Below are 25,159 nucleotides of genomic sequence, written 5' to 3' on the forward strand. Positions count from 1 at the left end.
AAGATACCACAAATTCCCCGCCCATTAGGGAAGGGAATTTGTGGTACCGGCTTAAAGTTCGCAGTTGTTCACGGTTCTTGGGAATGGAACTACATCACGGATGTTGGCCATTCCGGTTAAATACATCACACAGCGCTCAAAGCCTAAACCAAAGCCTGCATGGCGGGTGGAGCCGTATTTTCTTAAATCAAGGTAGAACTCATAGTCTTCCTTGTTCAGGGAAAGCTCGTCCATACGTGCAACAAGTTTGTCATAATTGTCTTCCCTCTGGCTTCCTCCGATGATCTCTCCGATTCCGGGAACCAGACAGTCCACAGCAGCCACAGTCTTGTTATCCGGGTTCATCTTCATATAGAAAGCCTTGATTTCTTTTGGATAATCCGTAACGAATACCGGCTTTTTATAGAGCTGTTCTGTCAGATAACGCTCATGCTCGGTCTGTAAATCACAGCCCCAGAATACTTTATAATCAAATTCATCGTTATGCTTTGCAAGGAGCTCTACAGCCTCCGTATAGGTAATACGTGCAAATTCGGAATTAAGAACGTTATTTAACCGGTTCAGTAACTCCTTGTCCACAAACTGGTTAAAGAAATTCATCTCTTCCGGTGCGTGTTCTAAAACAAAACGGATCACGTATTTTAACATAGATTCCGCCAGTGCCATATCATCATTTAAGTCTGCAAATGCCATCTCCGGTTCGATCATCCAGAATTCCGCCGCATGGCGGGTGGTGTTGGAATTTTCTGCGCGGAAGGTCGGTCCGAAGGTATAGATGTTACGGAATGCCATGGCATAAGTTTCTCCGTTCAACTGTCCGCTTACGGTTAGATTGGTAGGCTTTCCAAAAAAGTCCTGGGAAAAATCCACTTTGCCGTCTCCGGTCTTTGGTACATTGTTTAAATCCAGAGTGGTTACCTGGAACATCTCCCCCGCACCCTCGCAGTCACTTCCTGTAATGAGGGGAGTGTGGACATAAACAAAGTCTCTTTCCTGGAAAAACTGGTGAATGGCATAAGCGATCAGAGAGCGTACTCGAAAAACTGCCTGAAAGGTATTGGTTCTTGGACGAAGGTGGGAAATCGTCCTTAAATATTCAAAGGAATGGCGTTTTTTCTGAAGCGGATAATCGGAGGAAGAGGTTCCTTCCACGGTGATTTCCGTGGCCTGGATTTCAAATGGCTGCTTTGCATCAGGAGTGGGAACCAGAGTTCCGGTAACGATAATGGCAGCTCCTACGTTTAATTTGGATATCTCGGCGAAATTTGCCATCGTATCATGGTAGACCACCTGAAGGGGTTCAAAATAGGAACCATCGTTTAATACGATAAACCCGAATGCTTTGGAATCACGCAGGCTTCGCACCCAGCCTCCGACCGTAATCTGGGTATTTAAAAATGCTTCCTGCTTTTTATATATTTGACGCACTGTTGTTAAATCCATAATAGCTTCTCCTTTATGTGTTCGCATACTTACTAAGATTATACTTTATTTTCAGCATTGATTCAAGGGGGCGCAGCCCAAAAACACCAGATAAGGACTAAAATGTAAAAAAATTGTAAACACCACGAATAATGTCGGAAATTGCACAAAAATTAAAGATATAAAAACAAAAATTTGTTCACTATTTTTAAAAAGTGTGATATAATGTAGAAACAATAAAATACACAGCAAGGGGTGATAACGTGATAAAAAAAGAGATGATTGCCATGCTTTTGGCAGGCGGACAAGGAAGCCGGTTAGGGGTGCTGACGCAAAAAGTAGCCAAACCTGCAGTATCCTTTGGCGGCAAGTACCGAATCATCGATTTCCCGCTGAGCAACTGCATCAATTCCGGAGTGGATACGGTAGGCGTGCTGACCCAGTATCAGCCGCTGCGTTTGAACACCCATATCGGAATCGGTATTCCGTGGGATCTGGACCGCAACGTGGGCGGAGTCACCATTCTTCCTCCCTATGAAAGAAGCAAGGGAAGTGACTGGTATACGGGGACAGCCAATGCCATCTATCAGAACCTGGAATACATAGAGACTTATCATCCGGATTATGTGCTCATCCTGTCCGGAGACCATATTTATAAGATGGATTATGAAGTCATGCTGGAATATCATAAAGCAAATAATGCAGATATCACGATTGCTGCGATGCCGGTACCGATTGAGGAAGCCAGCCGGTTCGGGATTCTTATTACAGACGAAAGCAACAGAATAACGGAATTTGAGGAAAAGCCTGCCAATCCCAGAAGCAATCTTGCCTCTATGGGGATATACATATTCAGCCGCAAGGTGCTGAAGGAAGCACTGATCCGCATGTCAGACGTACCGGGCTGTGATTTTGGCAAACATATCATTCCCTTCTGTTTTGAGGAAGGAAAAAGGGTATTTGCTTATGAATACAACGGTTACTGGAAGGATGTCGGGACCCTTGGCTCTTACTGGGAGGCCAACATGGAGCTGATAGACATCATACCGGAATTCAATCTTTATGAAGAATACTGGAAAATCTACACAAAGAGCGACATCATTCCCCCTCAGTATGTCTCGGAAGATGCAGTCATTGACCGGAGCATTGTAGGAGAGGGCGCTGAAATTTACGGAGAAGTCCGCAATTCTGTGATCGGTGCCGGTGTTGTCATAAAAAAGGGGGCGGTAGTGGAGGATTCCATTGTTATGAGGGAATGCGTGATAGGGGAAGGCGCAGTCATTAATAAAGCCATACTTGCCGAGAATGTAACGGTCGGTGCAGGAGCAGAGCTTGGGACCGGGGAGTATGAGAAGAGCAAATACGATCCTAAAGTTTATCAGTTCGATCTGGTAACGGTCGGAGAAAATTCCATCATTCCGGAACATGTAAAGGTGGGAAAGAATACGGCCATCGTTGGAGATACCACACTTGAGGATTATCAGAATGGGGAACTGGCCAGCGGAGATTACATCATAAAGGCAGGTGGCATGCGATGAGAGCGATAGGAATTGTATTAGCAGGCGGAAACAGCAAGAGGATGGGGGAACTTTCCAGCAAACGGGCCATTGCGGCCATGCCCATTGCAGGCAACTACCGGAGCATTGACTTTGTACTCAGCAGCATGACCAACTCCCATATTCAGAATGTAGCAGTTTTGACCCAGTATAACTCCAGATCCCTTCATCTGCATTTAAGCTCTTCCAAATGGTGGGACTTTGGAAGAAAGCAGGGAGGACTTTATGTCTTCACCCCTACCATAACCGCGGAAAGCAGCGACTGGTACCGGGGAACCGCAGATGCATTGTATCAGAACCTGACATTTTTAAAGAACAGCCACGAGCCTTACGTAGTCATTGCCGCGGGGGACGGCATCTATAAGCTTGATTACGGAAAGGTGCTGGAATATCATATTGAGAAAAAGGCAGATATTACGGTGGTATGCACAGAGCTTCCCATGGAAGAGGATATCACCCGTTTCGGACTGGTAAAGACCAATCAGGACGGAAGGATCACGGAATTTGAAGAAAAGCCCATGGAGGTTTCTTCCAATACCGTATCCTGCGGCATTTATGTGATCCGGAGACGGCAGCTGATCGAGCTGATCGAAAAATGCGCCATGGAGGACCGCTATGATTTTGTGAGTGACATTCTGGTACGTTATCGGAATTTAAAAAGGATATATGCCTATAAAATGAACGCTTACTGGCGGAATATTGCTTCTGTGAAATCCTATTATAAGACCAATATGGATTTCTTAAAACCGGAAGTGAGGGACTATTTTTTCCGGCAGTACCCGGATGTTTATTCAAAGATTGACGACTTACCGCCTGCAAAATACAATCCGGGAGCTTCTGTAAAGAACAGCCTGGTATCCAGCGGCAGTATCGTCAACGGCGTTGTCGAGAATTCGGTCCTGTTTAAAAAGGCCTATATCGGCAACAACTGCGTCATTAAAAATTCCATTATTTTAAATGACGTTTACATAGGGGATAATACGGTCATTGAAAACTGTATTGTAGAAAGCCGGGATACCATCCGGGCCAATACCACCTATATAGGGACACCGGACAAGATAAAAATTGTCCTTGAAAAAAACGAAAGATACACATTATAGGAAATGTGACGGGAAGGGGTTTCATATGCAGATTACAGACGTAAGAGTGAGACGCATCGAAAAAGAAGGAAAGATGAAGGCCATTGTATCAATTACACTGGACAATGAATTCGTAATTCATGACATTAAAGTCATTGAAGGGGAAAAAGGATTATTCATTGCCATGCCAAGCCGTAAGGCGGCAGACGGGGAGTACCGGGATATTGCACATCCCATCAATTCCAGCACCAGGGATACCATCCAGAAGGTGATTTTGGATAAGTATGAAACCACCGCGATGGATATGCCGGAGGCAGCATTCGCGTAATAAAAATATGAGATCCGCAGGCAGGCCATCATTCTGTCTGCGGATTTTTATGTAAAAGGGAAATGAATCCATTATTTACACCATATGCTTTTTCGGGTTATAATGGAAACCAGCAATATTTTAGAAAGGTAGTTGAACCTATGACAATTAAAATCGGTATTGTAGGCTATGGGAATCTTGGAAAAGGAGTGGAATGTGCCATTCGCCATAATCCGGATATGGAACTGGCAGCTGTATTTACCAGAAGAGACCCGGAAACGTTGAAGATCTTAACAGAAGGTGTAAAGGTATATTCCTATGAGGAGGCCGAGTCAAAGAAGGAGTTCATTGACGTGCTCATCCTTTGCGGCGGAAGCGCCACGGATTTGCCGGCACAGACACCGGAATTAGTAAAGCATTTTAATGTGGTAGACAGCTTTGACACCCATGCAAAGATCCCGGAACATTTTGCGGCCGTAGATACAGCCGCAGCACAAGGGAAAAAGGTGGGAATCATTTCCGTAGGCTGGGATCCCGGTATGTTTTCTTTAAACCGCCTGTATGCCGGAGCAGTTCTGCCGGGGGGACATGACTATACATTCTGGGGACGAGGCGTCAGCCAGGGACATTCTGATGCCATCCGAAGGATCAAGGGCGTAAAGGATGCCAGACAGTATACCATCCCGGTTGATAAGGCCTTAAAAGAGGTCCGGGAGGGCAAAAACCCGGAACTGACCGTAAGAGAAAAGCATACCAGAGAGTGCTTTGTCGTTGCAGAGGAAGGCGCTGATTTAGACCGGATCAGAGAAGAAATCGTAACCATGCCTAATTATTTCTCCGATTATGATACCACGGTGCATTTTATCAGCGAAGAGGAACTGTTGAGAGATCATAAGAAAATCCCTCACGGCGGGTTTGTGATCCGCACCGGAAAGACCGGCTGGGAGGATGAAAACAGCCATGTGATCGAATACAGCTTAAAATTGGATTCCAACCCTGAATTTACCGCTTCTGTGCTTACTTCTTATGCCCGCGCTGCTTATCGCCTGAATCAGGAAGGGCAGAGCGGCTGTAAGACTGTATTTGATGTAGCTCCGGCGTATTTAAGTCCTTTGAGCGGGGAAGAATTGAGAAGACATCTGTTATAATTGGCAGCAGGAGGGATAGAACATGGCAGTCACAAAAGAAATGGTCCTTTATTATCAGCCGGAACAGGCAAAGCAGAGTGGTAATGATACCAAATCTGCAAAATTAAAAGCAGTGCTGGTTCGTATGGGAATCCGGATCAGGAATATTTCCGCAGACCAGATGAATCAGACGGTAGGCTATCTGGCCGGATATGACGGCTTTGAAGAACGCGGCTTTGAGGAATGTCCTCCGGTAAAAGAAGAGATTCTGGTGATGAAAAACTTTTCCAACCGCCGGGTGGACGAGCTGTTAATGAGTCTCAGACGGGCCGGTGTACCGAGGATCGAATTAAAGGCAGTGGTCACGGATACCAACTGCAAATGGAGGTTTTATGATCTGTATGAGGAACTGAAGAAGGAACATGAAGTGATGTCCGGCAATCAGGAACCCTCACCGGAAATGGATTCAAAAGAATAATCACGGAAATAAAAAAAGCCGCATACAGCCTTTAAAAAGATGTATGCGGCTTATGAAATGTACCGGTTTATTGGTATTCAAAAACATTGGCCCATTGATTTAAAAGCTCTGCTTCCTCCGGCCGTTTCTTAGAGAGCTGTGCAGCGGCTACGATGGGGAGCCAGGACTGGACATATTTCTTTGCCGTACCTGTCTTCTTACAGAATAAATCCATGTACATATCGGCCTTTTTCTGATCCTTTAGGCAGAATAGGAGATACGTTCTTGCTACGTCGGCGCTGGCATTGCCCTGGGTTGCGTGTACCCAGTCGATCACGTAAAAGGTTCCGTCATCTTTTACAATGATATTGGTGGGATTAAAATCACCATGGCAAAGTTTCGTGTGCTTTGGCATACTGTCCAGACGGGTCTGCATTTCATACCGGGTCGAATCTCCCAGTTCTTCAATGTCTGAGATTTGTCTTGCCATCTTATCCTTTAGCTTATTTAAAAGAGGGCACTGCTTTGCCATGACCGAAAGATGAAGATCCACCATTTTTTCCATGTAATCCGGTATCTGATCCGGATGTTCCTCCATGAGCTGTTCCAACGTTTTTCCTTCAATAAATTCAAAGGTAATGGACCATTCACCTTCAAAAACACCCACTTCCAGTACTTTCGGAACTTTAATTCCGCCGGTTTCTTCCACTCTTGCAGTGATCAATGCTTCATTAAGGACCTCAGCTTTCGGAAAATCTGCATGAAAGACCTTGATTGCCTTATCCCCATCACGGTACACCGTTTTTGTTGCAGTTGCAGCGATAATTTCTGCTCCCATAAAACACCTCTCCTTCCATTTTTGCACTTAAATTATGTAAGAATCATATCTTAATTTTACTACAAAATATATAAAAAGTATAGAAAAATTACAAAATTATTGGAAGAAATATATAAAAACACGGTCTGTTAAAAGGAGAACACCCGTACCCCATAAGCGGGAAGAGAAAATGCGATGGAGTACTCTTTCTCATCCCATTTCATAGCTTGTGCAGAATAGGAGGGTGGTTTTTTCCCCGTGTGGTAAAGTCCCTGACTTTCATCTAAAACAAGGGAATAGGTGCCTTTTTTGGGAACGCCTACCCGGTAATCGCTCCGCTCCACCGGCGTGAAATTGAGAACAAATAAAAGGCTGTTCCTGCCGTTGCTGCTGTGGCGGATAAAACTGAAAATGCTTCGTTCGCTGTCATTGGCATTGACCCAGGAGAATCCTTCCCAGTCATAGTCCTTTTCGTAAAGGGCCGGATATTTTTTATAAAGATGCAAAAGATCCCTGACGTAATTTTTTAACTCCATTCCAAGGGGTTCCTCTGCCAGATACCAGTCAAGAGAAGTGTTCTCATCCCATTCATGGAACTGTCCGAAATCCTGTCCCATAAAAAGAAGTTTTTTGCCGGGATGTCCAAGCATAAATGTATAACCCACTTTTAGATTGGCGAATTTATCCTCAAGGAGGCCTGGCATTTTTTCGATCATAGAGCATTTTAAATGCACGACTTCATCATGGGATAATACAAGTATATAATTTTCACTGGTAAAATATGTAAGTCCAAAGGTCATTTTATGATGATTGTATTTTCTGAAGTAAGGGTCCAGCTTCATGTATTCCAAAAAATCATGCATCCAGCCCATGTTCCACTTAAACGTAAAGCCCAGACCGCCGTTTTCCGGTTCCTCTGTCACTTTGGGCCAGGCGGTGGATTCTTCCGCAATGATTATGGCTCCGTTTCCCCGCTTTTTTATGACACTGTTTAAATGCCTGAAAAATTCTATGGCTTCCAGATTTTCATTGCCGCCGTTCTGGTTTGGCACCCATTCTCCGTTTCCTCTTCCGTAGTCCAGATAAAGCATGGAGGCAACTGCGTCCACACGAAGTCCGTCTACATGGAACTTTTCCACCCAGTAAAGGGCGTTGGCAATGAGAAAATTGTCTACTTCATACTTGCCGTAATCAAAGACCTTGGTCCCCCAGTCCGGATGCTCTCCTTTTCTTGGATCGGCATATTCATAGCAGGCCTGTCCGTCAAAGTCAGAAAGTCCGTGGGCATCCTTCGGGAAATGAGCTGGAACCCAGTCCAGGATCACACCAATGCCTTTCTGGTGCAGGTAATCAATAAAATACATGAATTCTTGTGGAGTTCCATACCGGGAGGTTGGGGCAAAGTAGCCGGTCACCTGATAGCCCCAGGAGCCGTCATAAGGATGCTCTGCGATTCCCAGGAGCTCTACATGGGTATAGCCCATCCCGGCAACGTAATCTCCCAGTTCGTGAGCCGCCTCCACATAGGTATAAAAGCCATCCTTTTCTTCCCTGTTTTTCCTCTTCCAGGAACCGAGATGAACCTCGTAAATGCTGACCGGGCCGTCTGTGGGGTCTTGCTTTTTGCGTTTTTCCATCCAGGACGCATCGTTCCAGACATAACTGGAAAGATCAGCAGTAACAGAAGCGGTCTGAGGCCGGTATTCTGCCTCAAATGCGTAAGGATCTGCTTTAAAAAGAATCTTTCCGCTTTCGGAGGTGATTGCGTACTTATAAAGAGCACCAATTGAAAGACCCGGAACAAATGCTTCCCAGATTCCCGAATCAGCCAGTCTTGTCATGGGATTTTTCTCCGGATTCCATCCGTTGAAATCCCCCACCACGCCGATCTGCTTTGCGTGAGGTGCCCACACCGCAAAATACATCCCGTCTTCGCCCTTATAATTTTTTTTATGAGCACCCAGCTTTTCGTAGATTTCGTAATGCTTTCCGTTATTATAAAGATAACGGTCTACCTCTGTAATAAAACCAGTTCCGATTCCATTTTTTTCTTCTGCCATTTGCTCACTCCTCCGTGATTTTTAAGACAGCACTCTGTGCTTTCCGTTTGCAATTGGAAGCGTCTGTGCTTCCTGCAGCTTTACCTCCTGGCTTTTGAAACGGCGCAGGAGAAACTGGTAACGCAGCTGGGCTGCATTCAGTTCATAGATGTAGCAGTCAATAAGCGTTGGGTCGACCACCTGTTCAAAGTGGTTTCTGGCAGCATCAATGGCTGTTTTGGAACACTCGATCTCATGTCTGAGTCTCTGTTCCTCTTCCGATGCAGTCAGACGTTTTTTAAAAGTTCCATGCTTCATTTTACCATCTCCATTTCTTGAAATTTTACAGGATATCTGTTAATTTCATTATAACTGGAAAATGGCTTTTTATTCATATATTACCTGTATCACCTAAAAGCTCCTGCAGATGCAGACCTAGAAAACACAGCTTTTTTGTACTGTCTCCAAGAGTTAAGTAGTAGTAGTTCGCAGTTCCCTCCTGGCGGACAGCAATCAGTCCGGCTTCTTTTAGAATCTTTAAATGGTGGGAGACAGCAGGCCGGGAAAGATTGGTTCTTTCTGTAATGTCCTTTACGTTCATTCCCTTGACGAAAGACGGAGTATGTCCGCAGGCGGAAGCCGAAATCTCATTCCCCTCACTGTCATACAGGCCGGTAAGGGCAAGAGACTCAATGATGGTGAGCCGGACCTCATCTCCAAGGGCAATAAAAAGGGGCATACAATCCTTAAAAAGCAGATGAAAGTCCTGGGCCTTCATTGGTTGCTCCTCCTTTGGTTTAAAAATATAAACTAATTTTATCTTACCATGCAGCCATGAAAAAATCAATCAGAATCCGTAAAGATTTTTGTGGTTTTTACTATAAAATAAAATTCAATACGACAAAAATTGTTAAAACACGACAAAAAATAAACCGGGTTTTAATCCGTTCTTCTGCCAAACATTGTATACAGTATTTCTGAAAAAAACAGTTGACATTTCTGCTTCTCTTGTGCATAATGGAACTATATTCCAGTATGCGTTCTGCATACAGCCATTTCATTATTTCAGAGTTATGGAAGTTGGTTCCATAATCCTACAGCTGATATTCCAGCATGAATTCCAGAGTTGACAGTAACGAAAGAAGGGGTTTTTATCGTACAATATTTTATTTTGCTGTTTTTTTTAGGAGCGGCAGCGTATTTTGATGTCCGGGAACATCGGATTCCCAACTGGTGGGTGTTTTTAGGAATGAGTAACGGCATGGTTCTTGCCATATTTCAAGCAGGCAGCCCCTCCGCGGATTTTCTTCTTTTGAAGGCACCTTTTTGGTTCCTTTTGCGGATGCTGGCGGCGACTGCAGTGTTCTTTCTCTTTTTTCTCTGCCGTATGATCGGCGCAGGCGATATTAAGCTTGCCGCACTGATCTGCGGGTATCTTGGTTTTCGCACCGGTTCTGCGTCAATCGGAGCCGGGTTTCTTATCGGGGCATTCTGGTCCCTGATCAAAATGGCAGGCAAAGGCAGTCTCTTATACCGACTTTCCTGTTTTCTGACCTACATCAGGTATGTATTCCAAACGGGTAAAATAACTGCTTACTACCATCCGGACAGGGATGGGTATGACATGGTCATTCCATTGGGGCCTTGTCTTTTCTTAGGGACATTCATTACCATTGTGGCTTTGCAGTAAAAAAGGAGGTTTTTATTTGGCAGATCGAGTGATGGCAGTTTACGATGCAGATCCTTTCTACGCAGAGAGATTTGCGGATTTTGTAAACCAGAAGGAACAGGTTCCCTTTCAGGTGATGGCTTTTACCACTCTTGAGAAACTTACGGTTTTTGCAGGCGCTCATGAGATTGAGATTTTACTGATCCATGCATCGGTTCCGCGGGAAGAGATTGGGAAAATAAGTGCGGTACAGGTGGTCCTTTTAACCGATGGTGAGGCGGTTTCTCTTGGGGGAACGTATAAAAGCATTTACAAATATCAGGCAGCCGACTGCATGATGAGGGAGGTGATGGAATGCTACTGCACCAGTGCGGAAGAATCCGGCAGTACCATGATTTCCAGGACCGGCCGGATCATTGGAGTCTATTCTCCGGTCAACCGGTGCTTGAAGACTTCGTTTTCTCTTACCATGGGACAGCTTCTCTCCAGAGATTTAAAGGTGCTCTATATGAACTTTGAGGATTGTTCCGGGTTTGGTAAATTGATTGGAGAAGAGCACAAAGCAGGTTTATCCGATCTTTTTTATTACTACAGTCTGGAAAAGTATAACTGGGTCCGGCTGGCTTCTCTTGTCTATACCTGGGGAGAACTTGATTACGTGCCGCCGGTACGTTACCCGGAAGACTTAAATCAGATAACGGCAAAAGAGGTGGCAGATCTGGTGAGCCGTATTGCAAGGGAAAGTGGGTATGATGTTATCATTCTGGATCTGGGTCAGTTTGGCAAAAAGGCGGCTGAGGTGCTTGAGATCTGCGATGCAGTGTACATGCCCGTACAGGAGGACTGTTTGTCTGCCGCAAAAGTGGAGGAGTTTGAAGAATATCTTTCCGCCTGCGGTCATGAATCCGTTAGAAAGCGGATTCAGAAGATAAAACTCCCCTATCACAGCAGTTTCGGCCGGAGAGATTCTTACCTGGAACAGCTTCTGTGGGGAGAGCTTGGAGATTATACGCGGCAGCTTTTGAGAAAGCAGCCATAAGGAGGCATGAATATGGATGAGGAAAGACGGAAAAGAATGCGGGAAGAGATCTTCAAAGAGTTAAACGAGAAGCAGCAGGTCACGGATGAAGAACTGTACACCATTATTGACCGGAGAATCATGGAATATGGTCAGGAGGTTTTTCTTCCTCTAAAAGACAGGATGGAACTTAGGGGCAGGCTGTTTGATTCCTTCCGCCGTCTGGGTGCACTTCAGGAATTGGTGGATGATAATGAAGTGACGGAGATCATGGTCAATGGGGCCGATCAGGTGTTTGTAGAGAGAAACGGGAGCGTGGAGCTGTGCGGCAGAGCCTTTGACAGCCAGGAACAGCTGGAGGACACCATTCAGCAGATCGTCAGCCGGGTAAACCGTACGGTGAATGTATCAAGACCCATTGCAGATGCCAGACTGCCGGACGGCTCCAGAGTTCATATAGTCCTTCCCCCCATTGCTTTAGATGGCCCGGCAGTAACCATAAGGAAATTTCCCAAACCAATTACTATGGAAAGGCTTTTAAGGCTTCAAGCCGTAACAGAGGAGGCTGCCCATTTCCTGAAAGCGATTGTGGAAGCCGGTTATAATATTTTTGTATGCGGTGGAACAAACTCAGGGAAAAGTACATTTCTTAATGCGTTGTCCGCTTACATTCCAAAGGATGAGAGAATTGTGACCATTGAAGATTCTGCAGAACTTAAAATCACTCAGATAAAAAATCTGGTAAGGCTTGAGACCAGAGGCGCCAATGGGGAGGGGGAAGGAGAGATTACCATAGGGGATTTGATCAAGGCCTCCCTTCGGATGAACCCGGACAGAATTATTGTCGGAGAGGTGAGGGGAAAGGAAGCTCTTGATATGATATCCGCCATGAACACAGGCCATGACGGCAGTCTTAGCACCGGGCATGGGAACAGTCCCAAAGATATGCTCTCAAGACTTGAGACCATGATTCTTATGGGAGCTGATATTCCTCTTGCCGCAGTCAGAAGCCAGGTCGCGGCCGCCCTTGATATTTTAATTCATCTTGGAAGACTGAGGGACAAAAGCAGGAGGGTTTTATCCATTATGGAGGTGGCTGGTTATGAAAATGGAGAAATCAGACTTCACCCGTTATACCGGTTTGAAGAAGATTATGAAAACCGGGACAGTGGGAAAGCGGTACGGGGAAGTCTTAAAAAGGTGGGGAACCTGGAAAACACCGAAAAACTCAAAGCAGCAGGCATTGAGATATGATAAATACGATCTGGCACCTGTTGAATGGTGCATCTATGGGGCCCAGGGCCTGTTTCTTTCCGGGCTTTTCGCCTATGTCTTTTACCGCAGTATACTGGTATTTTTATTCCTTATTCCGTTCGGATACATTTACCCTGTCATGAAAAGAAAAGAACAAAAAGAAAAAAGACTGCAGGAGTTAAACCTTGAGTTTAAGGAAGGGATTTTGCTGTTATCCTCTTTTTTAAGTGCCGGATACTCGGTTGAGAATGCATTTTCCTCTTCCGTGAGAGAACTGGTTTTACTCTATGGAGAAAAGGGACTGATCACAAGAGAGTTTAAACACATTGAAAACCAGATAAAGATTAACCGTTCTGTGGAACAGGCGCTATCAGAATTTGCTTCCCGAAGCGGCCTTGATGATGTGAAAAATTTTGCAGAGGTATTTACTGCGGCAAAAAGAAGCGGCGGGGAGCTGGTGGCCATCATCAGCCATACGGCAGATGTGATTCGGGATAAGGTTCTTGTGAGACAGGAGATCCTGACGATGACAGCCTCCAAGCAGTTTGAACAGAAGATCATGAACATGATCCCTTTCTTTATTGTTTTCTATATTGATATCACATCACCGGGATTTTTTAACATCATGTATACAACGGGAATCGGAAGGATTTTAATGACCGTATGTCTGGCTTTTTATATTATGGCTTTTTTCATTGCAAAGCGGATCATGAACATCGAAATTTAAGGAGGTACCATGTGGAACAAAGGCGGAAAAAAATGGAACCTTCCATTTACAAAGCAACAGGCAGTCTGTATAGCAGCAGGCATGGGCCTTTATGCTGCAATGGCCATCACTTCCGGGCTAAGGGGAGGATCCATATCAGATGAAGGTGGTTTAAAGAGGGCCGGGCCAGGCCAGGGAGAAACGATTTATGACATTGAGGTGTCAGGACTTGATAAGAAGGAACAGCATAGAAAAGTGCCGGTAAGAATCCCCGTCAGTGAACGCCGCTATTCAGAGAAAGAAGCCAAGAAATTATTTGAGCAGCTTAAGCCCCGGCTGGAAAAAGAGATGCTGGGAGATAATGAGTCGTTTGCAGCGATCCGAAGCAATTTAAACTTAAAGAAAAGTCTTGGGGAATACGGAGTCAAGCTGAGATGGGAATCGGACAATCCTGAACTGGTGGATTCTCTTGGAGGCGTTCACAATGAAACAACAAAGGAGAAAGGGGAGTCAGCCGTTCTTCGTGTAAGTGCCAGTGATGGGAGGCACGAATATACCTATGAATTTCATTTGACGGTTTACCCTCCTTTCCTGACACCGGAAGAACAAGCGGCAGATAAGTTTTTGACATGGGCGGGCAAAGAAGATTTGAAACAGCAAACCGAGGATTCCCTTATCCTTCCTACCATCTATGACGGACAAAAACTGAACTATTATCTGCCCAAAGACGGAAGCTACCGGCTGTTTCCGGTGCTGGGCCTGGTGATGGCGGCTCTTCTGCATATAAAAAAGGGGGTGGATAAGCAAAATCAGGCAAAAAAGCGGGAACAGCAGCTTCTGTTTGACTATTCGGAAGTGGTTTCAAAGCTGGTGGTCTATATTGGTGCAGGACTTACGGTCAGAGGGGCATTTGAAAGAATATCCGCGGGCTATGAAGCAGGAATCAGGGAAGGAAAAAGGGAGACACGGCCGGCTTACGAGGAGATGTTAAAAACGGTATCTCAGCTTAACAGCGGAGTATCAGAAGGGAGAGCCTTTGGTGAATTTGGAAGAAGATGCGGTCTGCAGTCCTATTTAAAGCTTTCCACGCTTTTGGAACAGAGTCAGAAGAATGGAAGCCGGCAGCTGCGGCAGGCGTTGGAACTTGAGATGGTATCTGCCTTTGAACAAAGAAAAAACCTGGCAAAAAAGCTGGGAGAAGAGGCAGGAACCAAACTTCTGCTTCCCCTTTTTTTCATGCTTGCAGAGGTTATGGTCATGATTGTAGTTCCTGCATTTCTGTCATTTTATTAGGAAGGGGGTGAGACAATGGGAGAATTTTTAAAGGCACAGATTACGGATTTTATGAAAGAAGAAGATGGAGTGGGAGTCATTGAGGTAGTTCTTATTCTGGTGGTTTTGATTGGTCTTGTAATTATTTTTAAGGACAGGATCAATGCACTTCTTGAACTTATTTTTAAACAGATTGATAACCAGTCGAAAGAGGTGTACTGATGCAAAGAAGCGGTCAGATAACCGTATTTTTAAGTTTGGCTCTGTTATGCATCTTCAGTCTTATGTGCGGACTCCTTGAGTCCGCGCGGACGGCTGGAGCCAGGTGTTATTTGAAGCTGGCAGCCGACTCCGCCATGGATTCTGTATTCAGTGAATATCATATGGAGGCATGGAATCAATACCGGCTGTTTCTTTTGGAGTCCGGGGAAGAAGAAGCGCTTCAAACAGCATGGAAGGAATATCTGGCACCCTATATGGATACTTCCGGCTGGTATTCCATGGAACTGAATTCTGCCGATACCATACAGCGTGTTTTCATTACGGACGACGGCGGAGAGCATTTGAACCAGGAGATACTTGATTATATGAAGTTTGGGATTTTTGAGGATATGCCTGATGCCAAAGGAGCGATAGACTTGCTTAAAAACTTAAAGGAAGCCTCCTCAGTAGGAAAGCTGACGGAATCTTTTTCCGGACATACCAGAGAGGCAGTCCGGCTGGAACGGGCGTTGGAGGACATCAATGATTCTTTGAAAAAACAAAAGGACCATTGGAAGAAAGCCGTAGAACGGCTGAATGATTACGATGGAGGCGGATTCCAAAAAGAAGCGGAAACACTGGAACAAGAGATGAAACGAATCCCGTCTCTTGTTAAGACCTATGGCAGAGTGGCAGATCAATTAAAAACGAGTCTGGCTGAAACCAATAAAAAGAAAGCTGCGTTAAAAAATGAGATCAGTCAAAAGGTGTATCAGGAGCTATGTGAAGATACCAGTAGTTATGAAGCATATGTCAATCAGGATGGGGTGCGCAGAAGAGAAATAGAAGGACTTCCAGATAAACTTGAACAGTTAAAGCCGGTCATCAATCAGGCCAAAGAGCGGGCTGATGAGGTGGAAGAGATTATTGATCACTGGGATGATAGTGACAGCGAAGAAGATGATGATGACGAACCGGATTACGAACAATTATGGGGGTCTGTGAAAGATATCTGGAATCGGATTGAAATCCCGGCATTGTCCTATTCCAATGGAGTCAAAGATCCGGAAAAACAAAGAATCTTAGAAAAGGTGGAAAACTTTGCCCAAAAAGGACTTTTGAGCCTGGTGCTTCCGGAAGGATGTGAGGAATCAAAAGGTATGATAAGAGGAGATTCATTCCCCTCTGCATCCATGAAAAAGGACGGCAGATCACCATCAAACCTGTTGGACCGGATCATCTTTGAAGAGTATTGCAGCCGCTTTTTAACCAGCTTTTTGTCAGAAGAAGAAAAAGACATTAAGTATGAGATGGAGTATATGGTTTCGGGAAAGAAATCCGATGAGGACAACTTAAAACAGGTGGTTACGGATCTTATAGGGATCAGAGAAGGAATGAATCTAATTCATATCCTGTCCGACAGTCAGAAAAGAGAAGAGGCAAAAGCCTTGGCAGGCGTGATTACAGGTGTGACAGGGATTGCCCCTCTGACAGGCGTGGTGGCATTTTTTATTATGGGAGTATGGGCACTGGGAGAATCCATTGTAGATGTTAAAATGCTTTTGGAAGGAAAAAAAGTGGTCTTGGTAAAATCAAAGGATACCTGGAATTTAACGCTTTCAAGTCTTTTGGAACTTGGAAGTAAAGGATTAGTCAGCGGAGGAAAGGAAGGAGGCGGGGGAATTGATTATACAGGCTATTTAAAGCTGTTATTGTTCCTTGGAGAACAACAGCTCCAGAACTATCGCTTAATGGATGTGATTCAGTGGAACATATGCAGAAAACAAGGGGATTTTCGCATGGAAAACTGCATATATCAGGCTGAAATAAAGGGAAGTGTAAAATCAAAGCATCTGTTTTTCGGCGGCAGAGATCCTTTATATCCGGTTGATGTCCGGACGGAAAAGGCTTATTAAAGAGAGGAGGCAGATGATCATGCCCTTTTTCAAAGAATCTGAACACTCAACAAACAAAAAAATTGTTACTCTCCAGGTACAGATCCCCATGAAAATAAACAGATTGTTTGCAAAAAGGGTATTATCATCTGCCTTCTGTTTTGATCCAAAGGCTAGCCTGACCGTAGAGGCCGCCATGGTGCTTCCTCTATTCCTGTTTTTTATGGTGCTGTTAATGATGCCCATGGAGATTATGAACCAGAGCAGGAGGATTCAGACGGCTCTGGAGGCCGCCGGAGAAGAACTGAGCCAGTATGCCTATGTGCTGGATCAGTTAAAGCAAGGGGGAAAAATTGATGCAGAAAAAATGGATGGATTTTCAGATGCTTTTTTAGATGGTCTAACAGAGAAGGGAGTTCTCCTTTCTGCCAGAAAAAAGGTAGAAGATCATGTGGATCTAAAAAGAGTTGAGAATATCTCCTTTGCCAGATCCTCAGTACTGCAAGACGGTGTAACCATTGATTTAATCATGAATTACCAAGTCAGGCTCCCTTTTTCCGTTTTTGGTTTAAAAAGTGTTCCCATGACGGCCAGATCCTGCCGCAGAGCCTGGGTAGGAAAGGAAGGCGGAAAAAGCATAAGGGAGGGAGAAAACGAGGAGATAGTCTATGTTGGGAAGGGAAGTGTAAGATATCACAGGTCAAGAACCTGCCATTATTTACATAATGATTTGCAGCAGACCACACTTGCCGGGGTGGAGAATCTCCGTAATCTGTCTGGTGGAAAGTACAAGCCCTGCAGCAGATGCGGGAGAACGGCAGCTTCAGGCAGTACGGTTTATGTTATGCCGTCAGGGGAACGATACCATACGGATAAAAACTGTTCGTCCATCATATCTTACGTTTCAGCCGTTTCCATATCGGAAGTCAGACATCTGGGCCCTTGTTCGTATTGTTCCCATTAGGAGGTGAAGCCATGCCGGAGGGCATAAACAAGATGATTTTTGGAATGTTTCTTTTTCTTGCAGCGTTGCAGGATGGGAAAAGCAAGACCATACATGTATGGCTGTTGGTAGCAGCTGCATTGGCAGGAGGAATTTTGTGTTTTATCAGCGGATCGTTTTCATATGACCGGATTCTAAGCTGTTTCATAGGAATTCTGATTGTTTTTTTGAGCCGGATGACCCATGGGGCCATTGGTGCAGGAGATGGCTGGTTTTTTACGGTCAGCGGACTTTTTCTGAGTTCTTTGATGAATCTGAGTCTGCTGGTTTACGGTGTGTTTTTAAGCGGATTTTTTTGCGGCGGGATTTATTTTTGCTGCCGGATAAGAGGAACGGATGTAAGAAAGGTATCTGTTCCCTTCCTGCCGTTTCTGGTTCCGGTATGGATTGGGCTGGTGATCTTATGAACAAAGGTATTTCCGGCAGTTTTACTGTGGAAGCAGCGTTTGTTATGGCTATTGTATTATGGGCCCTGCTATTTTCTATCCAGGCGGCATATGGAGTCAGGGACGAGACGGTTGGAGCAATGGCACTTCAGGAAGCAGTCCAAAGACTTCGCCATAATGAATCGGAATTACCAGAACAAGCCGTTGCCTGGGCAGAAAAAAGAGCAGGAAAACCATTTTCCTGGGAGAGATACGAGTTTCAGCTGAGCACGTCCGGAAACCTCATAACCGGAAAAAAGGTAGATGCGGCAGCAGCAGGGGGGCGTTTTAAGCTGTCTCTGGAACAGAAGGTATTTGATCCGGAGAATTTTTTAAGGATGATGACTCTGACCAATCAGGAGGAATGAGATGAAGATTACATACAGACGGGAAATGAAGCATAACTATTTGATAATCAACCCGGATGAAGCTGGCTATGAGGGCTTTGAACTGCACATGATGGCTGCAAATGCCATAGAAGGGCTGATGAAATTTCATATAAAACAGGTGGATAGCCATAGATCCTATTACTATGAGATAACCTCAAAGCAGCCCTTAGACCGGCTTTTGGAGTATCAAAGCCTTGGGGAAGAAGAACTGAAAAAATTAATTGGAGGCATCGCCCGGACGCTTGGCAGAGTGGAAGTCTTTCTCTTGAACGAAAATCAGATTATTCTGGAACCGGAATATATTTATGTGGAACCGGAGCGTTTTCAGGTTTATTTATGTCTGGTCCCAGGGAGAAAAGGCTCATTTCCGGCAGAAATGACCGGGCTTTTACGCTATCTTTTGGGAAAAGTGGATCATCAGGATAAAGAATGTGTAGTCATGGCTTACGGACTGTATCAGGAGAGTCTGAAGGAAAACTACGGGATAAATGATCTTCTTAAAATCATCGGTAGAAAATCTGCGGACAAACAAGAGGAAGAGATTACGGAAAAAGACCAAATCAAAGACAGGACACAGACGGAGGACTCCAATTCTCTTTTTTTGGATTCCAGGAAAGAGGATAACAGAAGTAATGTGGATTTTTCTGATGAGCCAAATTCCAGTTTGGATACGATTCCAGTGGTCAAAACAGCAATGGTATTTTTGTTATCCACAGCCGTTGTTTCTGCTGTTATGTGGCTTGCCCTTGGCTTTAAAGGACTATATCAATACTGGTATGCCCCTTTTGCCGCCGGTATCCTTTCTGCCGCCGCTGTTTGCATTATGTCTAACAAAAAAAGTGAAGAAATCCAAAGCCAGTCAGAAGAACGGTATGACTGGAAGATGGCATTTGATGAAGAGAATGATATCGAAGAGGCAAAAGTACATCCACAATTGAAAGAAAAGAAAGAGGTGAAAGAGAAGAAAGAAACTATAGAGTATCAAATAAATAAGGATCAAAATGTCTATATAGATCAAACTACAAATATGAAGCATAATAATGATAGAGAGCAACCTGTTGCGGAACCAGACTGTATTCAGACGGTCCTTCTGACGGATATGCCGGAAAACAAAGACATCCGGTATCTGCGGTCGGTGGGATCAAAAATTCCAGATGCTTCCATCACCTATGTTCCGTTTCTCATAGGAAAGCAGGAGGGCTTAGTGGATTATGTCATTGAGAGTGAAACCATCAGCCGGATCCATGCGAGAATTGACCGGATAGAGGATGAATATCAGCTCAGTGATTTAAATTCTACCAATGGAACTTCCGTAAATGGAAGGATTCTGGAAACAAACGAGACGGTGGCTTTAAAAAAGGGAGATGAAATTTTTATTGCAAATTTCGCGTTTATATTTACATAATATGTCGGTTTGTGCTAAAATAAGCATATTATTTTAGAAGGAGTACTGTGATGGAAGACTGGAACAGGCGAAAAAAAGCATATGTCAATTACTGTTTTATTGCTATAAATGTCATCAGTTTTCTGTATTTGGAAATGACAGGCTCCACGGAAAACACGGAATTTATGGTTTCTCATGGTGCAATGTACGCGCCGTATGTAGTGGAAGGAAGGGAGTATTACCGGTTACTCACTTCTGTTTTTATGCATTTTGGTATCAATCATATTATGAATAATATGCTTATCTTGTTTATTCTGGGCGACAATCTGGAAAGAGCCCTGGGGCATGTGAAATATTTCTTCTTCTATCTGTTTTGCGGAGTGGGGGCCAATGTGGTTTCTATGTTTGTGAATCTGGTAGATTACCGGACTGTAGTTTCGGCAGGTGCTTCAGGTGCAATCTTCGGTGTGATCGGCGGTCTTTTGTATGCAGTAGCACGCAACCGGGGGAGGCTGGAAGATTTGAGTACCCGGCAGCTGGTTGTAGTAATCGTATGTTCCCTGTATTTTGGTTTTTCCAGCACAGGTGTAGATAATGCCGCTCACGTTGCGGGGCTTGTAATTGGTATTTTTATGGGAGTCATCCTGTACCGTAAGCCAAAGAAGCGTACCAATGTGGAAATATGGGAATAATGATACCGGAAGGAGGTGAGCGTGTGAGAGAAGATGATTGCATTTTCTGCAAAATTGCAAATGGCGAAATATCTTCTGAGACCATATATGAAGATGATACATTTCGCGTAATAATGGACTTGGGACCGGCAACCAAAGGGCATGCCCTGATTCTTCCGAAACAGCATTACAGAGATCTCTGTGAGCTTGATGGGGATACCGCATCCAAGGTCCTTCCCTTAGCAGCTAAAATAGGAGCCGCCATGAAAACGTCATTAGGCTGCGCCGGATTCAATGTGGTGCAGAATAATGGAAAAGAAGCAGGCCAGACAGTTTTTCATTTTCATGTACATTTGATTCCCCGTTATGAGGGAGGTCCTGTTATGGTTTCATGGGTATCGGGCAAAGAAAGTCCGGAAGACTTAGCAAAGACAGGAGCCGCTATAAGGAGCGCCCTGTAATCAGAGGGGCAAAATCAATGAGCATACATGAAGATGAAAATTTGTTGCTGCAATCCATTTACGGAGAGTACCAGGGACTGCTTCGCCGGATTGCAAAAACACTCCATGTACCAGACATGGAATTAGACGATGTAGTACAGGAAACGTTTATTGCGTATTTTGAGAATTATTCTCTGACCTGGACAGATACACGTAAAAAAGGCATGCTGATTAAGATACTAAAGAGAAAATCCATCGACTGTCTCCGTAAAAACGGTCATTATGAAAAAGTTAGTCTTAACGAGAAAGATGCTGTCAATGAGATCGGGCTGCTGGCAAATTACATCATTACGGACCCGCTTGATTTCATCCTTGAAGAGGAAGCTCTTTTAAAGATCACTGAGGAGATCTCGAACATGAGAGAGGAATGGAAGGAGATGGCTGTTCTTTATTTCTTAAAACAGCTGACGATTTCTGAGATTTGCGAATTGCTGGAGATTCCGGGAACGGTATGCCGTTCCCGGATTTACCGGACAAGAGTCTGTTTAAAAAAGATTCTGGGTCCCAATTTTGATGCATAGATTTATTTCTGAGAAATAGATTCGATCATTTCAACAATGGCATCAATGGCATTGTGCTGCTCACTTTGCTCCATATTGGAGATATAGTTTTTCCGGTTCTTATACGTTTCAGTGACAGCCTGAAGCAGGGAATCGCCGGTTAAGTTTTCTTCCTCCAAAAGACAGCTGAATCCTTGCCTTGCAAAGGATTTTGCATTTAAGATCTGGTCACCTCTGCTGGCAGCCGCAGACAGCGGGATCAAAATATTAGGTTTCCGCAGAGCCAGTATTTCACAGATAGCGTTAGCACCGGCTCTGGAAATCATCAGATCTGCAGCCGCAAACAAATGCTTTAAAGGTGCGTCAACATATTCATACTGTACATATCCTTCCGTGTCGATCAGGCTTTCATCCAAATTGCCTTTTCCGCAGATATGTATTATCTGAAAGTTTTTTAGCAGTTTCGGGAGAATTTCTCTCACTGCATTGTTGACGGTGACAGATCCCAGGCTTCCGCCGATAATCAAAATGATGGGGCGGTTTTCGGATAAGTGGGTATAATTGATCCCCTTCAGCCGATCCCCCTCTAACAGCTCTTTGCGGATAGGAGAACCTGTGAGAACTGCTTTATTTTTTGGAAGATAGGAAAGTGTTTCCGGAAAATTGCAGCATACATGGACCGCCGAAGGAATACAGAGCTTGTTCGCCAGTCCGGGAGTCATATCGGATTCGTGAATGATAACAGGTACTTTGCAGTGTTTTGCAGCTAATACCACAGGAACGGCTACAAATCCGCCTTTTGAAAATACCACATCAGGTTTGTATTTTTTTATAAATTTTAAGGCTTCCCTGTATCCTTTTATGACCCGGAACGGATCGGAGAAATTTTTCAAGTCAAAATACCTGCGGAATTTACCGGATGAGATGCCGATGTAGGCAATACCTGCTCCTTCTATCAGTTTCCGCTCGATTCCCTGGTAAGAACCTATATAATGGATGTCATAATTCCGCTCTTTCAAAGAAGGAATCAGAGCCAGGTTCGGAGTAACATGACCGGCAGTCCCGCCGCCGGTTAAGATGATTTTTTTCATAAAGCGTTGCCTCCCAAATTCGATATACTATTAATAGTAAACGCTGGTGGTAAAAAGTCAACCCCAAAGAGTGTGGAAACGAAAGGATAAGTTGTATTGAAGAGGTGCGGACGTGGAGCAGAAAAAAAATAATTTAAAAAAATGTTCCATATTAAAACGGAAAAAAAGAACCAGGGATTTCGAGGAAAATTTAGATTCCCATTTTGTTGAGTATATGCAGAAACACCCGGAATTAACACCGGAGCCGCCTTCACCGCCGCCCGGAGAATTCCAGATGATTATGGAAGAACTAAACCGCCGTGGGACAAAGCTCCTTGTCAGGAAGCAGCTGGAGATGATAAATAAATGCCGCAGAATGGTTTTCTATCTGCACAAGCCCTTTATGATCACCATGATGGCTCTTGTTATTATGTCAGCCATAACCATTGATATTTCTGCCGAAAGAGCCTATGCCTCACATAATAATGAATCCAGGTATTCCAGAGTGGATTATAGTACCATCCAGGATTGCCAGATCATCATCTTTTTCGAGACGGTTTACCATGATTTTCTTAATAAAGATTTTTTAAATGAAGAACATAGGCGATCCAATCAATATGCCGTCTGCCGTAAAAAGATTCCAACGGATGGCACAGATTCTGGTTTTAAACCATGATAGAGAGAATCCCGGAGTGGCAGAAGGAACAACAGGTGGAAAAGTACAGGTTTGTTTACAGTACCACTAAACTATACACAAGAAAAACCTGGACCGCATGAAGATTTTAACATTCATGCAGTCCAGGTTTTTCTGATATTAATCTTAAAGAATGAAAGCTTTTTTCCATTCCTCTTCTTTAAATCCAACAAGCACGAAGCCGTCTCCAATGACCAGGGGACGTTTCACAAGCATTCCGTCTGTAGCTAACAGGTCGATCTGCTCTTTTTCACTCATGCCGGGCAGAAGATCCTTTAAATGCTTTTCCTTATAAAGAATACCGCTGGTATTAAAAAACTTTTTAATGGGAAGTCCGCTTTTTTTGATCCATTCCATAAGCTCCGAAGCAGTGGGATGTTCCTCTTTGATATTCCTTGACTGGTAGGAAATCTGGTTGGCGTCCAGCCATTTTTTTGCATTTTTGCAGGTGCTGCAGGGTGGGTATTGTAAAAATAATACACTCATGTGTTTCGCTCCCTTCCATTTACGATTGTGTTCCCATATATTTTACCCTGAAACCGTTTGAATGAAAAGGAGAGATTTGGAATAGAATGTAATAATCAAGAAAAACCGGGGGAAAAAATGACGTTTTTAATGTTCTTGTCGGAGGCGTTGGTACCGCTTGTGATCTTTTATATTGTAGGGTTTGGGATTCTCTCCAAAAGGCCGGTCTTTGATGATTTCATCAATGGTGCCAAGGATGGGATGAAAACGGTGGCAGGGATCTTGCCTACACTCATCGGCTTAATGACTGCGGTAGGGGTGCTTCGTGCTTCCGGGTTTCTGGATTTCCTTGCGAAGCTATTGATAAAACCAGCCTCCCTTTTATTCCTTCCTGCTCCTGTGGTGCCGGTGATTCTGATCCGTCTGGTGTCCAACTCAGCAGCCATCGGCCTGGTACTTGATATTTTTAAAAAATTTGGAACGGACTCCTATATCGGTATGCTGACCTCTGTTGTGATGAGTTGTACGGAAACCTTGTTTTACTGTCTAAGCGTTTACTTTGGAACTGTAAAAATCAGGAAAACCAGGTATGCTTTAACCGGTGCAATGGCTGCTACTGCAGCAGGGATTGCCGCCAGTGTGGTTTTAAGCCGTTTTTTGGCATAAAAGGGATTATTTCGTCCCGATTTTAAGAATTTCATAAGAATTCAAGTGGTTGTCTATAAATACATAATCATGTATAATTACGAAGAAGCTTTTATTGTCATAAAGAAATGAAAGGGATAAACGTGGATACTTACGGAACTCTTAACGAAGTATTGGTAAGACTGTTTCGGGATGTTATGGATATTGAACAACAGGCTATCATTACTCAGGAATTTAAAAATATTACGAATAATGATATGCATGTAATAGAAGCAATCGGTGTCGGAGAACCTAAAAATATGTCGACCATTGCCAGAGAGCTTTCTGTTACTGTTGGCACACTCACCATAGCCATGAACAGCCTTGTAAAGAAAGGGTATGTGATCCGCCAGAGGGGAAAAGAGGACCGGCGAGTCGTATATATCTCCCTTTCAGAAAAAGGGAAACAAGCCTATGAACATCATGCTAAATTTCATCAGGAGATGATAGACGGCATTGTAAAAGCGTTAGGCGAGGATGAGATAGAAGTTTTGATCAAAGCTCTGACCAAGTTGAATCAATGGTTTCGGAGCCTTTAAGAGAATTTAAGGAGGC

29 protein-coding genes are annotated in these 25,159 nt (G+C 44.2%); 22 read left to right on the forward strand and 7 right to left on the reverse strand.

The features are described 5' to 3' along the window. Window positions 1-51: 51 nt before the first annotated feature. On the reverse strand, window positions 52-1,443 hold the full coding sequence (asnS, locus tag VIG27_RS00715) for an asparagine--tRNA ligase (protein WP_394524387.1): 1,392 nt from the start codon (window positions 1,441-1,443) through the stop codon (window positions 52-54). A gap of 242 nt (window positions 1,444-1,685) precedes the next feature. Between asnS and VIG27_RS00720 the strand changes: the two genes are divergently transcribed. The 5 genes from VIG27_RS00720 to VIG27_RS00740 all read left to right on the forward strand — a co-directional run bounded on the left by VIG27_RS00720 (window position 1,686) and on the right by VIG27_RS00740 (window position 5,969). Further along, window positions 1,686-2,960, forward strand: coding sequence for a glucose-1-phosphate adenylyltransferase (locus VIG27_RS00720; protein ID WP_394524388.1), 1,275 nt, complete (start codon window positions 1,686-1,688; stop codon window positions 2,958-2,960). Continuing rightward, window positions 2,957-4,078, forward strand: a complete 1,122-nt coding sequence (glgD, locus tag VIG27_RS00725) for a glucose-1-phosphate adenylyltransferase subunit GlgD (protein ID WP_394524390.1) — start codon at window positions 2,957-2,959, stop codon at window positions 4,076-4,078. Before VIG27_RS00720 ends, glgD begins: the two co-directional genes overlap by 4 nt. A gap of 25 nt (window positions 4,079-4,103) precedes the next feature. Beyond that, the gene (gene spoVG, locus VIG27_RS00730; protein ID WP_394524393.1) at window positions 4,104-4,385 is read left to right on the forward strand and encodes a septation regulator SpoVG; all 282 of its coding nucleotides are present in this window, start codon (window positions 4,104-4,106) and stop codon (window positions 4,383-4,385) included. 140 nt (window positions 4,386-4,525) lie between these two features. After that, a complete protein-coding gene (locus VIG27_RS00735; RefSeq protein WP_394524395.1) occupies window positions 4,526-5,512 on the forward strand; it encodes a diaminopimelate dehydrogenase in 987 nt (328 codons plus the stop codon). A 22-nt stretch (window positions 5,513-5,534) separates the two neighbouring features. Further along, window positions 5,535-5,969: a DUF3783 domain-containing protein gene (locus VIG27_RS00740; protein WP_394524397.1), complete on the forward strand. Its 435-nt coding sequence runs from the start codon at window positions 5,535-5,537 to the stop codon at window positions 5,967-5,969. A gap of 67 nt (window positions 5,970-6,036) precedes the next feature. On the opposite strand, the gene VIG27_RS00745 is transcribed toward VIG27_RS00740, so the two are convergent. From VIG27_RS00745 to VIG27_RS00760, 4 genes are all read right to left on the reverse strand, one after another. After that, a complete protein-coding gene (locus VIG27_RS00745) occupies window positions 6,037-6,786 on the reverse strand; it encodes a phosphotransferase family protein (RefSeq protein ID WP_394524398.1) in 750 nt (249 codons plus the stop codon). A gap of 128 nt (window positions 6,787-6,914) precedes the next feature. Next, entirely contained in the window at window positions 6,915-8,825 is a 1,911-nt protein-coding gene (glgB, locus tag VIG27_RS00750) for a 1,4-alpha-glucan branching protein GlgB (RefSeq protein WP_394524399.1), read from the reverse strand. Between the two features lie 21 nt (window positions 8,826-8,846). Continuing rightward, on the reverse strand, window positions 8,847-9,122 hold the full coding sequence (locus VIG27_RS00755; protein WP_394524400.1) for a YaaL family protein: 276 nt from the start codon (window positions 9,120-9,122) through the stop codon (window positions 8,847-8,849). A 73-nt stretch (window positions 9,123-9,195) separates the two neighbouring features. Further along, window positions 9,196-9,582 carry an ArsR/SmtB family transcription factor gene (locus tag VIG27_RS00760; RefSeq protein ID WP_394524401.1) on the reverse strand — a complete coding sequence of 129 codons (387 nt, stop codon included), beginning with the start codon at window positions 9,580-9,582 and terminating at the stop codon, window positions 9,196-9,198. A 348-nt stretch (window positions 9,583-9,930) separates the two neighbouring features. Between VIG27_RS00760 and VIG27_RS00765 the strand changes: the two genes are divergently transcribed. The 14 genes from VIG27_RS00765 (at window position 9,931) to VIG27_RS00830 (ending at window position 21,712) form a co-directional block, all read left to right on the forward strand. Beyond that, window positions 9,931-10,494 (forward strand): prepilin peptidase, encoded by a 564-nt coding sequence (locus tag VIG27_RS00765; RefSeq protein ID WP_394524402.1) that lies wholly within the window; start codon window positions 9,931-9,933, stop codon window positions 10,492-10,494. A gap of 31 nt (window positions 10,495-10,525) precedes the next feature. Then, window positions 10,526-11,512 (forward strand): hypothetical protein, encoded by a 987-nt coding sequence (locus VIG27_RS00770; RefSeq protein WP_394527357.1) that lies wholly within the window; start codon window positions 10,526-10,528, stop codon window positions 11,510-11,512. Between the two features lie 6 nt (window positions 11,513-11,518). After that, on the forward strand, window positions 11,519-12,745 hold the full coding sequence (locus VIG27_RS00775; RefSeq protein WP_394524404.1) for a CpaF family protein: 1,227 nt from the start codon (window positions 11,519-11,521) through the stop codon (window positions 12,743-12,745). Beyond that, entirely contained in the window at window positions 12,735-13,472 is a 738-nt protein-coding gene (locus VIG27_RS00780) for a type II secretion system F family protein (protein ID WP_394524406.1), read from the forward strand. The genes VIG27_RS00775 and VIG27_RS00780 overlap by 11 nt, the downstream gene beginning before the upstream one ends. 9 nt (window positions 13,473-13,481) lie before the next feature. Then, on the forward strand, window positions 13,482-14,744 hold the full coding sequence (locus VIG27_RS00785) for an immunoglobulin-like domain-containing protein (protein WP_394524407.1): 1,263 nt from the start codon (window positions 13,482-13,484) through the stop codon (window positions 14,742-14,744). 15 nt (window positions 14,745-14,759) lie between these two features. Further along, window positions 14,760-14,945 carry a Flp1 family type IVb pilin gene (locus VIG27_RS00790; protein WP_394524409.1) on the forward strand — a complete coding sequence of 62 codons (186 nt, stop codon included), beginning with the start codon at window positions 14,760-14,762 and terminating at the stop codon, window positions 14,943-14,945. Continuing rightward, a complete protein-coding gene (locus VIG27_RS00795) occupies window positions 14,945-16,840 on the forward strand; it encodes a DUF5702 domain-containing protein (RefSeq protein WP_394524411.1) in 1,896 nt (631 codons plus the stop codon). The genes VIG27_RS00790 and VIG27_RS00795 overlap by 1 nt, the downstream gene beginning before the upstream one ends. A gap of 88 nt (window positions 16,841-16,928) precedes the next feature. Continuing rightward, window positions 16,929-17,783, forward strand: coding sequence for a TadE/TadG family type IV pilus assembly protein (locus tag VIG27_RS00800; protein WP_394524412.1), 855 nt, complete (start codon window positions 16,929-16,931; stop codon window positions 17,781-17,783). A gap of 11 nt (window positions 17,784-17,794) precedes the next feature. After that, on the forward strand, window positions 17,795-18,229 hold the full coding sequence (locus VIG27_RS00805) for a prepilin peptidase (protein WP_394524413.1): 435 nt from the start codon (window positions 17,795-17,797) through the stop codon (window positions 18,227-18,229). Then, window positions 18,226-18,615: a TadE/TadG family type IV pilus assembly protein gene (locus VIG27_RS00810; protein WP_394524416.1), complete on the forward strand. Its 390-nt coding sequence runs from the start codon at window positions 18,226-18,228 to the stop codon at window positions 18,613-18,615. Before VIG27_RS00805 ends, VIG27_RS00810 begins: the two co-directional genes overlap by 4 nt. 1 nt (window position 18,616) lies before the next feature. After that, on the forward strand, window positions 18,617-20,041 hold the full coding sequence (locus VIG27_RS00815; RefSeq protein WP_394524418.1) for a DUF6382 domain-containing protein: 1,425 nt from the start codon (window positions 18,617-18,619) through the stop codon (window positions 20,039-20,041). Window positions 20,042-20,091: 50 nt separating this feature from the next. Beyond that, complete coding sequence (locus VIG27_RS00820; protein WP_394524421.1) at window positions 20,092-20,712, forward strand: rhomboid family intramembrane serine protease; 621 nt, start codon at window positions 20,092-20,094, stop codon at window positions 20,710-20,712. Window positions 20,713-20,735: 23 nt separating this feature from the next. Then, the gene (locus VIG27_RS00825; protein ID WP_394524422.1) at window positions 20,736-21,152 is read left to right on the forward strand and encodes an HIT family protein; all 417 of its coding nucleotides are present in this window, start codon (window positions 20,736-20,738) and stop codon (window positions 21,150-21,152) included. 17 nt (window positions 21,153-21,169) lie between these two features. Beyond that, the gene (locus tag VIG27_RS00830; protein ID WP_394524423.1) at window positions 21,170-21,712 is read left to right on the forward strand and encodes an RNA polymerase sigma factor; all 543 of its coding nucleotides are present in this window, start codon (window positions 21,170-21,172) and stop codon (window positions 21,710-21,712) included. A gap of 2 nt (window positions 21,713-21,714) precedes the next feature. On the opposite strand, the gene VIG27_RS00835 is transcribed toward VIG27_RS00830, so the two are convergent. Further along, the gene (locus tag VIG27_RS00835) at window positions 21,715-22,782 is read right to left on the reverse strand and encodes an undecaprenyldiphospho-muramoylpentapeptide beta-N-acetylglucosaminyltransferase (RefSeq protein WP_394524426.1); all 1,068 of its coding nucleotides are present in this window, start codon (window positions 22,780-22,782) and stop codon (window positions 21,715-21,717) included. Window positions 22,783-22,894: 112 nt separating this feature from the next. Here VIG27_RS00835 and VIG27_RS00840 point away from each other — a divergent pair, with 112 nt between their 5' ends. Further along, window positions 22,895-23,437 carry a hypothetical protein gene (locus VIG27_RS00840; protein ID WP_394524428.1) on the forward strand — a complete coding sequence of 181 codons (543 nt, stop codon included), beginning with the start codon at window positions 22,895-22,897 and terminating at the stop codon, window positions 23,435-23,437. A 144-nt stretch (window positions 23,438-23,581) separates the two neighbouring features. Here VIG27_RS00840 and VIG27_RS00845 read toward each other — a convergent pair whose 3' ends face one another. Further along, on the reverse strand, window positions 23,582-23,941 hold the full coding sequence (locus VIG27_RS00845; RefSeq protein ID WP_394524430.1) for an arsenate reductase family protein: 360 nt from the start codon (window positions 23,939-23,941) through the stop codon (window positions 23,582-23,584). A gap of 117 nt (window positions 23,942-24,058) precedes the next feature. On the opposite strand from VIG27_RS00845, the gene VIG27_RS00850 reads away from it, so the two are divergent. Both VIG27_RS00850 and VIG27_RS00855 read left to right on the forward strand, forming a co-directional pair. Then, window positions 24,059-24,586 carry a spore maturation protein gene (locus VIG27_RS00850; protein ID WP_394524433.1) on the forward strand — a complete coding sequence of 176 codons (528 nt, stop codon included), beginning with the start codon at window positions 24,059-24,061 and terminating at the stop codon, window positions 24,584-24,586. 107 nt (window positions 24,587-24,693) lie between these two features. After that, window positions 24,694-25,143: a MarR family winged helix-turn-helix transcriptional regulator gene (locus VIG27_RS00855; RefSeq protein WP_394524434.1), complete on the forward strand. Its 450-nt coding sequence runs from the start codon at window positions 24,694-24,696 to the stop codon at window positions 25,141-25,143. Window positions 25,144-25,159: the final 16 nt, after the last annotated feature.

The organism is Lacrimispora sinapis, assembly GCF_043633585.1.
In the GTDB taxonomy this organism is placed as follows: domain Bacteria; phylum Bacillota; class Clostridia; order Lachnospirales; family Lachnospiraceae; genus Lacrimispora; species Lacrimispora sinapis.

Coding starts and splice junctions, on each gene's coding strand:
- VIG27_RS00845 (WP_394524430.1), bottom strand. CDS start 23,941: ATGAGTGTATTATTTTTACAATACCCACCCTGCAGCACCTGCAAAAAT.
- VIG27_RS00735 (WP_394524395.1), top strand. CDS start 4,526: ATGACAATTAAAATCGGTATTGTAGGCTATGGGAATCTTGGAAAAGGA.
- VIG27_RS00850 (WP_394524433.1), top strand. CDS start 24,059: ATGACGTTTTTAATGTTCTTGTCGGAGGCGTTGGTACCGCTTGTGATC.
- VIG27_RS00785 (WP_394524407.1), top strand. CDS start 13,482: ATGTGGAACAAAGGCGGAAAAAAATGGAACCTTCCATTTACAAAGCAA.
- VIG27_RS00760 (WP_394524401.1), bottom strand. CDS start 9,582: ATGAAGGCCCAGGACTTTCATCTGCTTTTTAAGGATTGTATGCCCCTT.
- VIG27_RS00740 (WP_394524397.1), top strand. CDS start 5,535: ATGGCAGTCACAAAAGAAATGGTCCTTTATTATCAGCCGGAACAGGCA.
- glgB (WP_394524399.1), bottom strand. CDS start 8,825: ATGGCAGAAGAAAAAAATGGAATCGGAACTGGTTTTATTACAGAGGTA.
- VIG27_RS00835 (WP_394524426.1), bottom strand. CDS start 22,782: ATGAAAAAAATCATCTTAACCGGCGGCGGGACTGCCGGTCATGTTACT.
- spoVG (WP_394524393.1), top strand. CDS start 4,104: ATGCAGATTACAGACGTAAGAGTGAGACGCATCGAAAAAGAAGGAAAG.
- VIG27_RS00830 (WP_394524423.1), top strand. CDS start 21,170: ATGAGCATACATGAAGATGAAAATTTGTTGCTGCAATCCATTTACGGA.
- VIG27_RS00810 (WP_394524416.1), top strand. CDS start 18,226: ATGAACAAAGGTATTTCCGGCAGTTTTACTGTGGAAGCAGCGTTTGTT.
- VIG27_RS00815 (WP_394524418.1), top strand. CDS start 18,617: ATGAAGATTACATACAGACGGGAAATGAAGCATAACTATTTGATAATC.
- glgD (WP_394524390.1), top strand. CDS start 2,957: ATGAGAGCGATAGGAATTGTATTAGCAGGCGGAAACAGCAAGAGGATG.
- VIG27_RS00805 (WP_394524413.1), top strand. CDS start 17,795: ATGCCGGAGGGCATAAACAAGATGATTTTTGGAATGTTTCTTTTTCTT.
- VIG27_RS00770 (WP_394527357.1), top strand. CDS start 10,526: ATGGCAGTTTACGATGCAGATCCTTTCTACGCAGAGAGATTTGCGGAT.
- VIG27_RS00800 (WP_394524412.1), top strand. CDS start 16,929: ATGAAAATAAACAGATTGTTTGCAAAAAGGGTATTATCATCTGCCTTC.
- VIG27_RS00795 (WP_394524411.1), top strand. CDS start 14,945: ATGCAAAGAAGCGGTCAGATAACCGTATTTTTAAGTTTGGCTCTGTTA.
- VIG27_RS00745 (WP_394524398.1), bottom strand. CDS start 6,786: ATGGGAGCAGAAATTATCGCTGCAACTGCAACAAAAACGGTGTACCGT.
- VIG27_RS00820 (WP_394524421.1), top strand. CDS start 20,092: ATGGAAGACTGGAACAGGCGAAAAAAAGCATATGTCAATTACTGTTTT.
- VIG27_RS00755 (WP_394524400.1), bottom strand. CDS start 9,122: ATGAAGCATGGAACTTTTAAAAAACGTCTGACTGCATCGGAAGAGGAA.
- VIG27_RS00775 (WP_394524404.1), top strand. CDS start 11,519: ATGAATATGGATGAGGAAAGACGGAAAAGAATGCGGGAAGAGATCTTC.
- asnS (WP_394524387.1), bottom strand. CDS start 1,443: ATGGATTTAACAACAGTGCGTCAAATATATAAAAAGCAGGAAGCATTT.
- VIG27_RS00790 (WP_394524409.1), top strand. CDS start 14,760: ATGGGAGAATTTTTAAAGGCACAGATTACGGATTTTATGAAAGAAGAA.
- VIG27_RS00855 (WP_394524434.1), top strand. CDS start 24,694: ATGAAAGGGATAAACGTGGATACTTACGGAACTCTTAACGAAGTATTG.